Origin of the sequence: uncultured Blautia sp. (genome assembly GCF_902497045.1) — a bacterium.
GTDB lineage: Bacteria > Bacillota > Clostridia > Lachnospirales > Lachnospiraceae > Blautia_A.
In genome coordinates, this window is the sequence record NZ_CABVDF010000075.1 from 1 (window position 1) to 11656 (window position 11656).

Sequence of the window (11656 nt, forward strand, 5' to 3'; positions counted from 1 at the left end):
AAAAACAGGCAGCTTAAATACGGTAAAAATACCATACTCAATCTGCCTGTTTTTTTATCTCTCATCTGCAGAAAATAATCATTAAAATTCCTTTTTCTGCAAATACTATTTATTTCCAGTCATATTTTGTCAGATGTCCTCCCAGCTGCATATGGCTGAAATCATGCTGACGAAGAGCCTCATAAAGAACAATTGCCACTGAATTACTGAGATTCAGAGAACGAATATCATTGATCATAGGAATGCGGACACATGTCTCCTGATTATTCAGAAGAATTTCCTCTGGAATTCCGGCGCTTTCCTTTCCGAACATAATAAAACAATCATCCTCATAAGATACCTCTGTGTAAGTCTGAGGAGCCTTTGTTGTGGCATAATAAATCTTTGCGCCTGGATTTTTCTGAAGAAAATCTTCATAATTCAGGTAAGTAGTCACATCCAGATCCTTCCAGTAATCCATTCCGGCTCTTTTTATAGCTTTCTCATTTAACATAAATCCCAATGGCTCAATAAGATGGAGCCGTGTGCCTGTAGCCACACAGGTTCTTCCTATATTTCCCGTATTGGCCGGAATTTCCGGCTCATGGAGTACAATATTCAGCATTCTTCTGTCTCCTTTTTCTTTCCCGGTATTCTTCCGGAATTTTTCCATTTTTCTCCCCATGCAAACTTGGTGATCTCATCCTGAGAGGGACGTTCCAGATATCTGACATTTTCTCCGCTACGCAGGATACGGTCGTTACCTTTTACTGCTTTTCCGATCACCGCTGCAGGAATTCCCTGTTCAGAGTAATACTGTACCAGTTCTTCTCCTTTTATGGTACCGACCAGAATACTTCCTTCTGAAAGAAGCTTATAAGGATTCAGGTTAAATCTCTCACAGATCTCTATGGTTTCCTGGCGAACAGGTATCTTACGAAGATCTGCAAAAAGTCCTATTTCAGAAGCCTCAGCCATTTTCCACAAACCAGCCAGAACACCGCCTTCTCCCAATGAATAAAAGGCATCCATTTCCATAGTCTTCTGATGTTCGATCATATTCCTGGAAACACCATAAAGAGAGGGACCTCTCCATGCATCCCAAAGAAATCCCTCAGAAAAATACTGTCTTAGAAATTCTTTTTCTTTTTCTACGATAAACGCAGTTCCGCCAAGAGCAATATCTCCAGCAATCACAAGTTCGTCGCCTTCTTTTAAAATCCCTGTGACCTCTGCCCGCAGAGCTTCCATTGCCTTTTGTCCAAGTCTCATAACTTACACCAGAATAGACAAAATGCTTGGAACAACCATGGCAAGAACCAGTATCACTGCGATCACTGCGGTAATAACTTTACGTTTTTTCGGATCAAACATTCCCATTTTTGTCACCTCTTTTTATTTATCTCTGTCTCTGTAAGACAGATTTCCTGTGCCGCTGCATTATTGGTCAGCGGATTTCTGTGTTCATAATCAAACAGTACTGCCTGCTCCTCTCCAAAAACCTCAATATGAGCAGTTTTTGGAATTTTCCGGCCTTTCCTGTAGTCCCAGATTATTTTCTCATATGGCTTCTGATCAGAGGCAAAAGAGGGACGCTTTTTCAGCTTTTCTCTCAGATAAAGATCATAAATCATATACTGTGAAGCCAGACTCTCAGAGAAAGAAGTTTTTTCGCGGATAAACTCCAGAAGGATCTCATAACGACGGATTCTGGAATGCGAAATCTCCCCGTATCCTTTTTCCTCATAAAATTCTCCCAGACTTTCATAAAAATCAAAGGGCGAGGACCAGGCACTGACCAGCCAGTTAAGTGTATTCTGGAACTGACCACTATTATAATACACTTCCACCATACTTTCCACCATTTTCAGCCGCAAAATATCTTTATAAGAAAGCCATCTGGTACAAAGAACCTCATAAGGCTCTCTGTCTTTATAAAGGATCTGATATTTTTCTGCTTCCTGGTACATGGATGACCCTTTCAAAACCTTCAGAAACCCCAGTTGAAGTTGATCTGGTTCCATACCATAAACATCGTTAAAAGAATTTCGAAAACTTTCGTAATCCTCATAAGGAAGTCCGGCGATCAGGTCCAGATGCTGATGAATGTTTCCATAACTTTTTATTCGAGCCACTGATTTTTTCAGTTTTTCCAAATTCATAGTCCGATGGATCGCCTGGATTGTTTCTGAGTTTGTTGACTGCACACCAATCTCCAGCTGGATCAGTCCCGGTCTCATATGACTCATCAGCTCCAGTTCTTCTTCCCTGATAAGATCTGCAGATATCTCAAAGTGAAAATTCGTCACCCCATTGTCATGATCCTGTATGTACTGCCATATTGCCATGGCATGATCATGACGGCAGTTAAAGGTCCTGTCCACGAATTTCACCTGAGGAACCTTCCGGTCCAGGAAAAACTGAAGTTCCTTTCTTACCAGAGAAAGATCTCTGAATCTCAGTTTCTTGTCAATAGATGACAAACAGTAGCTGCATGAAAAAGGGCATCCTCTGCTACTTTCGTAATAAATGATCCGATTAGTAAAATCTTCTGTTTTTTCATAAGCAAACGGAACTTTACTGAGATCCATAATCTCTCTCCATCCATTATGACAGATTTCCTCTCCGTTACGATAAGCAATTCCTCTGATCTGTTCCAACGTACCTTTTCCTTCTATATAATAAACAGCAAGCTCCAGAAAAGTCTCCTCGCCTTCGCCTACCATAACTCCGGTAAGCTGCGGAAGCTCTTTCAGCAGTTTCTCCGCATCAAAAGAAACCTCCGGGCCTCCGACCCAGAAGGCCGTACCCGGAAGTATTTTCTTAAGATCATAAATCAGATCCTTAATATAAGAGATGTTCCAAATATAGCAGGAAAAGCACACTACTTCAGCTCCGCTCCTGTAAATATCCTTCAGAACCTCATCCTTTGTCTGATTGATAGTGTACTCCCCAAGGAGTATAGATTCTTTAAATCGGGATGCATATGCCCTAAGATCATACACTGCCGGATTGGAGTGAATGTATTTGGCATTACATGCCGCCAGTAATATTCTCATTGCCCAGACTCCCTGTACCCGTTATTCGCCAAGAAGACGGATCAGGTCGTTTTTGGCGGTAAGACCTACCACACGACTGTCTTCTTTTCCGTTTTTGAATACGATCAGAGTCGGGATGCTCATAACCCCATACTGCTGAGCCAGAGCCGGCTGCTGATCCACATCAACCTTTCCTACGGAATATCCCTCTGCTGCCAGTTCCTCCACAATCGGCGCTTGACGCATACAGGGACCGCACCATGTTGCCCAGAAATCCACCAGTACCGGTTTCTCAGATTTTAATACCTCATTTTCAAAATTCTGTGTTGTTAAAGTAATCTCCATAGTCATATCCTCCTTTATGATTTACCTGCATTTCTTCTACGAACATATTTTCCTGCATGAATACCAGCCACGCTTCCCTCATAAACTGCCTTGGCAATCTGTAAAAGACCTCCTGTACAGTCTCCTGCCGCAAATAATCCCGGAATGGTTGTTTCCATGTTTTCGTTTACTTTAATATTGCCTTTTTCAGTTAACTCTGCGCCCATCTGACGGGCAATCTCCGTACTGCCTGCTGTGCCAAGAGCAACAAAAATGCCGTCTGCCGGATAAAAAGAAACTTTCTGTTCTCCTTCTTCCTGAACACTCACATCTGTTTCCATCCGAAGCCCGGAAACAGTCTGTTCTCCTTCAATGGACTGGATCCTCATGGTATTAACTGCAATAGAATGCTCCCTGGAAAATTCCGGTTTTTCCCCATTTGTATAGATGGTAACAGAAGGTGTCACATTTTTAAGTTCTTCTGCTTCATGAAGCGCAAAATCACTGTTTCCCAGAACAGCTACTTCTCTGCCTCTGTAAAAAAATGCATCGCAGACAGCACAGTAGCTTACGCCTCTGCCCTCATATTCCCGGATTCCCGGAATCGCCGGCGCCGCCCGCTTCCCTCCGGTGGCAAGAATCACGCTTTCTGTCTCAATATCTCCGGCCGTGGTCTTTACGGTAAACGTATCAAATCCGGAAATTCCCAGCACCTGCGCCTCCAGAATACGGACTCCCAGCGCTTTTGCCTGAGCAATCCCCGTATCAAAAAGCTCCTGTCCGGACAAAGGACGTTCCAGGCCATAATAATTTTCTATCTTTTCTGCTTTTTCCAGTGCACCGATCCCGGTATGGATCACCAGCGGATCCATATTTCCCCTGACCGTATAAAGTGCCGCCGAGATTCCCGCCGGTCCTGCACCGATGATAACAACTTTTTCCATATTTCTTATCACCTGCTTTCTTACTAATTTATAGTATACACCTTATCAAAAAAGATTCCGTGACCTTGTCACATTTTCCTGATTTTTGACATACTGAACAAAGCATACAAAATAAGACAGTTCCTCCGGATCATCTGTGTCCTCACAGCTTACGGTGGTTCTGTCTTATTTTATCTCACATTTACACGATCCTGTCAAGAGCGCAGATCTCCACGCCCTCCTCAGTCAGAACCCTGCGTATTTTTTCCACAAAAGCAAGGGCCTTTGCGCCGTCTCCATGAACACAGACGGAGTCTGCCTGAATTGGAATATCCTTACCTGTAACAGCTGTAACTTTTTTCTCTTTTACCATCCGTACTACACGGGCAACTGCCAGATCTTCGTCTGTGATCATGGCCCCTTCCTTACGGCGGTTTACAAGAGAACCATCTTCCTCATATGCACGGTCTGCAAAAACCTCCAGTGCCGTACGAAGTCCCATGTCTTTTGCCGCACGGGCAAGTTCTCCGCCGGACAGAGCCAGAACGATCAGCTGCGGATCAAATTCCTGTATTCCCTCACAGATAGCTCTGGAAAGCTCATAATCCTTTGCAGCCATATTGTAAAGAGCTCCATGTGGCTTTACATGCTGCATTTTCATTCCATGCACTCTGCAAAAAGCATCCAGCGCTCCCAGCTGATACAGCACATATGCCTTTGCTTCCGCCGGGCTTACACTTAAATTTCTTCTTCCAAATCCCATAAGATCCGGAAATCCCGGATGAGCACCGATACGGATCCCTGCCTCTTTTGCCATAGCAAGGGTCTGATCCATCACAACCGGATCGGAGGCATGATATCCGCAGGCAACATTTGCAGATGTGATCAGAGGAATTACCTTATCATCATTTCCAATTGTATAATTTCCAAAGCTTTCTCCCAGGTCACAGTTCAAATCAACTCTAAACATATAAACATCACTCCTATTTGATATGCATTAAATTTTCAATAAAACCTGTATCTGCTCTTCCTTCACAGAATACCGGATGTTTCATGATCTGATACTGGAAATCCAGATTTGTCTCTACCCCCACAACCAGCATTTCATCCAGAGCAGAGCGCATCTTCTGAAGAGCTGCCTCTCTGTCCGGAGCATGAACGATCACTTTTGCTATCATGGAGTCATATTCTGATGGAATACAATAGCCTGTATAAAGCCCCGTATCCACACGGACGCCATTTCCGGCCGGAAGATGCAGATGCTGCACCACTCCCGGGCTTGGCATAAAGTTTTTCTCCGGAATCTCCGCATTAATCCTGCATTCAATAGCATGGCCCCGAAGTCTGACATCTTCCTGGTTAAAACTTAACGGAAGTCCCATGGCAACACGAATCTGTTCGATGATAAGATCAGTACCGGTAACCATTTCTGTAACTCCATGCTCCACCTGTATCCTGGTATTCATTTCCATGAAGAAAAATTCACCCTTGGGACTTACTATATACTCGATGGTTCCTGCATTGGTATAATTTACTGTTTTTGCCGCAAGAACTGCATACTGATTCATCTTTTCTCTGATTTCTTCCGTAATAGCCGGAGACGGAGATTCCTCAATCAGCTTCTGATGGTTTCTCTGTACTGAACAGTCCCTTTCTCCCAACGCAACTACATTGCCAAAATTATCCGCCATGATCTGAATTTCCACATGACGTGGATTTTCCACAAATCTTTCAATATACATGGTATCATCACCAAAAGCATTGGCAGATTCTCTTTGTGCCACATTAAACTGGAATTCAAATTCATCTTCAGAAGCAGCTACTCTCATTCCCTTTCCGCCGCCTCCGGAGGAAGCTTTGATCATAACCGGGTACCCGATTTCTTTTGCAAGCTTCAGACCTGTCTCAGCATCGTACACCGGCTCCTTTGTTCCAGGCACTACCGGTACCCCCGCCTCCATCATTGTCTTTCTTGCCTGCGATTTATTGCCCATTTTGTCTATGACATCTGCGTCAGGACCAATAAAAGTAATTCCATTTTCCTTACATCTTCGCACAAATTCACTGTTTTCAGATAAAAAACCAAATCCCGGATGAATAGCGTCCGCTCCCATATTTCTGGCAGCCTGAATGATACGGTCCATATTCAGGTAGCTGTTCCTTGCAGGACCTTCTCCGATGCAGATTCTCTGGTCTGCCAGCTGCACATGGAGACTTTTGGCATCTTCCTTTGAATAAACTGCCACACTTCGGATTCCCAGATTCCTGCAGGCACGTATAATACGGACAGCGATCTCACCCCGGTTGGCGATTAAAATTTTGTTAAACAATATTCACGCCTCCCTCCGGCTCTTATAATTTCTTTACACGGAACAGAGGCTGACCATATTCTACCTTCTGCTCATTACTTACCAGAACAGCCTCTATCTCACAGTCAAAATCACTCTGGATCTCATTCATCAGCTTCATTGCTTCAAGAATACATACGGTCTGCCCATTTTTCACCTGATCTCCCACTTTTACAAAGGCAGGTGCATCCGGTGCCGGAGCAGAATAAAACGTTCCAACGATCGGAGAAGTAATAAACAGCTTTTCATCCGCCTCTTCCACTTCTGCTGTTGGTGCTTCTGCAGATACTGCCGGAGCCGGTGCCACAGGCATTCCTGCTGCTACTACCGGTGGATGATCCAGCTTACTCATGGTAATCTTCAAATCGCCTTCTTTTATGGTAAACTCTGTCAGAGAAGAATTTTCAATAATCTTAACCAGTCCTTCAATCTTTTCTAAATCCATTCCTGTATCTCCTTTTCTATGATATTTTTCTAAAATTCCTTTTTATTCAAATAATTTCATCAATCTCTTGGCAACCAGACGGCAGTCCAGAACCTCCTTACATGGCTGATGGATGATGTTTCTCATGGCATCCAGCTCTTTGATTTCCTTCAGATAAAGTTCCTGTGCCTCCTGTACTGTGATTGCCCTGAAATGGATCTTGTGATCTGTCTTTCTCTGGACAACCTTTGGAATATCTACTGAAGCTACCGTTGCAATCTTTGCATATCCTCCTGTAGTCTGCCTGTCTGAAAGAAGAATGATCGGTTTCCCATGTGAAGGAACCTGAACAGATCCAAAGGCAATTCCATCAGAAATAATATCTGAAGTTTCCTTTGGAGCAATAAACGGTCCTTCCAGTCTGCAGCCCATTCTGTCAAAATCACTTGTTACGGTATATTCCTGATTCAAAAATGTTTCGATCCCCTGTCTGCTGAACAGATCATCCTGCGGACCCATGACTACACGTATCTCCGCTGAATCCTGGTCAAAATTCTCTGGCTCCAGTTTTCTGGAAAGAAAGAACGGAAGATAACGTCTCTTGATCCGGAAATTCATATAGTCTCCAGCCTGCAGCTTTCTTCCTTTAAAGCCTCCAATGCTGCTCTTCATATTAGTACAGCGGCTTCCCATAACTACCGGGATCTCAAGATAACTTGAAAATGCAATATACCCTCTGCTTCCGGTTCTGGCACTTCCAAATTGCAGGATATCCCCTTTATTCATGTACAACGCCGTATACATAGGTACCGGTTCTCCATTCACCTGCGGATGAAAATCTCCGCCGGTAATGGCTATGATCGTAGCGGAAGTAAATTCCAGCGTCGGTCCGATAAGTGTGAACTCCAGAACCGCTTCGTTTTCTGGATTATCCAGAAGAAGATTTGCGATCTTAAAGGAGCGCACATCCATAACACCTGCCACAGAAAATCCCTGGCTTTGATATCCGGTACGCCCCAGATCCTGCACAGTGGTCATCATTCCGCCTTTTAAAATACGAATTCCCATTTTACACCTCTTCCTCGTGAACTGTACACTGATATTCTCCACGATCTACTGCTTCTTTTATACGAAAATATTCCGCTTCATCTACCGGAACAAATCGGATATAATCGCCCGCTTCTACAAGGATAGGCATTTCCCTGGAAGGATCGTAGGTTTTTACAGGAGTCATTCCCATAAGCTGCCATCCTCCTGGCGAATCCAAAGGATAAATTCCCGTCTGGGAACCACCTATGCCCACGCTTCCTGCCGGGATACGAATCCTGGGATTTGCCAAACGGGGAGTATGAAGTCTCTCGTCCAGACCGCCCAGATAGGTAAATCCCGGAAGAAATCCCAGCATATAGATCAGATAATCTCTGGAGGAATGGACACGGATCACCTCTTCCTCAGAAAGACCTGCGTGTTCTGCAATATTTGCAATATCCGGTCCGTATTCTCCGCCGTAGCATACCGGTATTTCAAAAATCCTCTTTCTTGTTTCTCCCGCTTTTGCATCTACCCGCACCAGTGCTTTCATTCTTTCTCTGATTTCTTCATATGAGATCACGCGGGGATCGTAATTGATCAAAAGAGAACAGAAAGCCGGAATTATGTCCACCACGCCTTCTATATGCTGTTCCTTCATAAGCTGGATGGTTGCGGCGATTTTACGATTGATTTCCGGACTAATTTCCTTTCCGAACTCAATCAAAAGGGAGGAATCTCCCGCTGTTAAAATTCTGATATTCTGCATATTTTTCTCCTAAAATTTCTGGTTAACAGAAAAAGGTGCAATCCTTCTCTGATCACACCTTTCTCCCTCCTTACGCTTCTTAGAACAGACTTCCCAGATTTGATACAAAGGTTGTGATTCCAAGATAAGCGGAAATGATGACTACAATAATTCCAAGTACCAGAAGCCAGGTCGGATGATGATAATTCTCACCCATAATAGACTTCTTCTTTGATGCGATCAGACAGATTCCCAAAGTAATCGGAAGGATCAGTCCGTTCAGAGCACCTGCCACAACAAGAAGTGTTGCCGGATTTCCAAGAAGCAGCATGACAAGTGTGGATACTGCAATAAACCCAATGATCACCCAGTTTTCATTTTTTTCAATGGCCGGATGAAAGGTCTTTAAAAATGAAACAGAGGTATACGCTGCTCCAATAATAGATGTGATTGCCGCACAAAGAAGCACAAGACCTGCAAAACGATATCCCAGCTGTCCTGCTCCCTGCTTAAACGCATCTGCTGCCGGATTAGCCGGATCAAGCGAAGCGCCTTTTACAACAACACCAAGCACTGCCAGGAACAGGAAAATACGCACGATAGTAGCGATTCCGATACCCATAACAGAACTTTTATTAATTTCCTTCAGATTCTTTTCTCCTGTGATTCCCGCATCGATCAGACGGTGAGCGCCGGCAAAGGTAATATATCCGCCAACAGTTCCGCCCAGCAGCGTAATGATCGCCGGTATCAGAGCCTGTACGCCGGCATCAGGAACAAAGGTATTTTTGATTGCTGAACCTACCGGAGGCTTTACAACAATGATTACAATAAAGATTACTACGATCATAACTGCTCCAAGTATTTTGGTAAGCGTATCCATAGCACCTTTTGCATTTTTTGAAAGAAATACCAGGATAGCTGCCGCACCTGCAAGCACATAACCGACTTTTGTAGGAATGCCAAGGAGAGTATTAAAACCAAGTGCTCCTCCGCCTACATTTCCGATATTAAATACAAGACCGCCCAAAACAACCATAAAAGCAACCAGATATCCCAGACCCGGAAGTACTTTATTCGCAACCTCCTGTCCTCTCAGTCCGGTCACACAGAGCACTCTCCAGATATTCATCTGAGCCACTGCTGCCAGGATAATGGATACCAGAATAACAAATCCAAAACTTGCCTGAAAGTCACTGGTAAATTTGGATGTCTGAGTCAGGAATCCGGGACCGATCGCAGAGGTTGCCATCAGAAAAGCAGCGCCCAGCAGGGCTCCTCCGTTTTTCTTTTTGTCACTCATCTTCTTTCCTCCTCTTTGTTTTAATGTTATAAAGAAAGCACTCTGCCTGCGCAGAGTGCTTTCTTTACCAAACTGCTCTACTATTATAACATAATTTCAACTGACGAACAAGATTTATTTGTTCAACCTGCCAGTGGATATTTATCTGTCAGAGATTTTACAAGTGCTTTTGCCTGTTCTTTATTATCACGGCTTTTCAGCATTAGTGAAATCGCCTCTGCAATCACATCCATATCCTCCGGTTTCATTCCTCTGGAGGTAACAGCAGGGGTACCCAGACGAACGCCGCTTGTTACAAATGGAGACTGCGGATCATTGGGGATTGTATTTTTGTTACAGGTGATGTTTACCTCGTCCAGAAGATTTTCCATCTCTTTGCCGGTAACTCCCAGATTTTTAAGGTCTACCAGCATCAGATGATTATCCGTTCCTCCTGATACAATATCCACGCCTCTCTTCTGAAGGCCATTACACAGTGCCTGTGCATTTTCTACAACAAGACGGGCATATTCTTTAAATTCCGGCTGAAGAGCCTCTTTCAGACATACTGCCTTTGATGCGATCACATGCATCAGAGGGCCGCCCTGTATTCCCGGAAATACTGCTTTATTAAAATTAAATTTCTTTGCATTTTCCGCACTGCTTAAAATCAGACCACCTCTTGGTCCCCGTAAAGTTTTATGTGTTGTGGTTGTCACTACATCTGCATAAGGAATGGGACTTGGATGCTGTCCACCTGCAACAAGACCTGCAATATGTGCCATATCTACCATAAGATAAGCCCCTGCTTCATCGGCGATCTCACGGAATTTTTTAAAATCAATGATTCTTGCATAGGCGCTGGCTCCTGCAACAATCAGTTTCGGCTTACATTCCAGGGCAATACGTCTGATTTCCTCATAATCAAGTACGCCATCGTCATTCACACCATAAGAAACTGCGTTGAAATACATACCGGACATATTCGCCGGGCTTCCATGTGTCAGATGCCCGCCGTGTGCCAGATTCATTCCCAGAACAGTATCTCCCGGTTTCAGCATGGCAAAGAAAACAGCCATATTCGCCTGCGCACCGGAATGCGGCTGCACATTTGCATATTCACAGCCAAAAAGTTCCTTTGCTCTTTCAATAGCAAGCGTTTCCACCTCATCTACACAGCCGCAGCCGCCGTAAAATCTTTTTCCCGGATAACCCTCTGCATATTTATTTGTCAATGGGCTTCCCATCGCAGACATAACCGCCTTACTTACCCAGTTTTCTGATGCGATCAGCTCAATGTGTGAATTCTGACGTTCTACCTCTGCCTCGATCAGCTCTGCAATCTCTTTATCAACTTTTTCAATTTCTCCTAATGAATACATGATCCATCCTCCTTGTATGCATCTTTTGATTTTCCTTTCCCTCAGGAAAATCACTAAATGAAATTATACCTGAATCTCCCTTGTATGTCAACGCACAAAAGACATTTGTCCGCACCAGAAAAATTTTTATGGTGATTTTGCAATTTTGTTAAGTTTTTTTTGACTATTTGTGATATATT

At 43.8% G+C, this 11656-nt stretch carries 12 protein-coding genes; all 12 read right to left on the minus strand.

Going from position 1 to position 11656, the window contains the following annotated elements; genetic code table 11:
- Positions 1-109: 109 nt before the first annotated feature.
- The 12 genes from RDS42_RS07250 to glyA all read right to left on the minus strand — a co-directional run bounded on the left by RDS42_RS07250 (position 110) and on the right by glyA (position 11477).
- Positions 110-604: a tRNA (cytidine(34)-2'-O)-methyltransferase gene (locus tag RDS42_RS07250; protein WP_308783047.1), complete on the minus strand. Its 495-nt coding sequence runs from the start codon at positions 602-604 to the stop codon at positions 110-112.
- Complete coding sequence (locus RDS42_RS07255; protein ID WP_308783048.1) at positions 598-1251, minus strand: AIR synthase-related protein; 654 nt, start codon at positions 1249-1251, stop codon at positions 598-600. The genes RDS42_RS07250 and RDS42_RS07255 overlap by 7 nt, the downstream gene beginning before the upstream one ends.
- A 113-nt stretch (positions 1252-1364) precedes the next feature.
- Entirely contained in the window at positions 1365-3038 is a 1674-nt protein-coding gene (locus RDS42_RS07260) for a B12-binding domain-containing radical SAM protein (RefSeq protein ID WP_308783049.1), read from the minus strand.
- Positions 3039-3059: 21 nt separating this feature from the next.
- The gene (trxA, locus tag RDS42_RS07265; protein ID WP_177275764.1) at positions 3060-3362 is read right to left on the minus strand and encodes a thioredoxin; all 303 of its coding nucleotides are present in this window, start codon (positions 3360-3362) and stop codon (positions 3060-3062) included.
- A 14-nt stretch (positions 3363-3376) separates the two neighbouring features.
- A complete protein-coding gene (locus RDS42_RS07270) occupies positions 3377-4285 on the minus strand; it encodes an FAD-dependent oxidoreductase (protein ID WP_308783050.1) in 909 nt (302 codons plus the stop codon).
- Between the two features lie 181 nt (positions 4286-4466).
- Positions 4467-5234: a 5-oxoprolinase subunit PxpA gene (locus RDS42_RS07275; protein WP_308783051.1), complete on the minus strand. Its 768-nt coding sequence runs from the start codon at positions 5232-5234 to the stop codon at positions 4467-4469.
- A 13-nt stretch (positions 5235-5247) separates the two neighbouring features.
- Positions 5248-6594, minus strand: coding sequence for an acetyl-CoA carboxylase biotin carboxylase subunit (gene accC / locus RDS42_RS07280; protein ID WP_308783052.1), 1347 nt, complete (start codon positions 6592-6594; stop codon positions 5248-5250).
- A gap of 22 nt (positions 6595-6616) precedes the next feature.
- The gene (gene accB / locus RDS42_RS07285) at positions 6617-7057 is read right to left on the minus strand and encodes an acetyl-CoA carboxylase biotin carboxyl carrier protein (RefSeq protein ID WP_308783053.1); all 441 of its coding nucleotides are present in this window, start codon (positions 7055-7057) and stop codon (positions 6617-6619) included.
- 42 nt (positions 7058-7099) lie between these two features.
- Complete coding sequence (locus RDS42_RS07290; protein ID WP_308783054.1) at positions 7100-8104, minus strand: biotin-dependent carboxyltransferase family protein; 1005 nt, start codon at positions 8102-8104, stop codon at positions 7100-7102.
- A gap of 1 nt (position 8105) precedes the next feature.
- Positions 8106-8834 carry a 5-oxoprolinase subunit PxpB gene (gene pxpB, locus RDS42_RS07295; RefSeq protein ID WP_308783055.1) on the minus strand — a complete coding sequence of 243 codons (729 nt, stop codon included), beginning with the start codon at positions 8832-8834 and terminating at the stop codon, positions 8106-8108.
- 79 nt (positions 8835-8913) lie between these two features.
- Entirely contained in the window at positions 8914-10116 is a 1203-nt protein-coding gene (locus RDS42_RS07300) for a divalent metal cation transporter (RefSeq protein ID WP_308783056.1), read from the minus strand.
- A gap of 122 nt (positions 10117-10238) precedes the next feature.
- Positions 10239-11477 carry a serine hydroxymethyltransferase gene (gene glyA, locus RDS42_RS07305; RefSeq protein WP_308783057.1) on the minus strand — a complete coding sequence of 413 codons (1239 nt, stop codon included), beginning with the start codon at positions 11475-11477 and terminating at the stop codon, positions 10239-10241.
- Between the last annotated feature and the right edge of the window lie 179 nt (positions 11478-11656).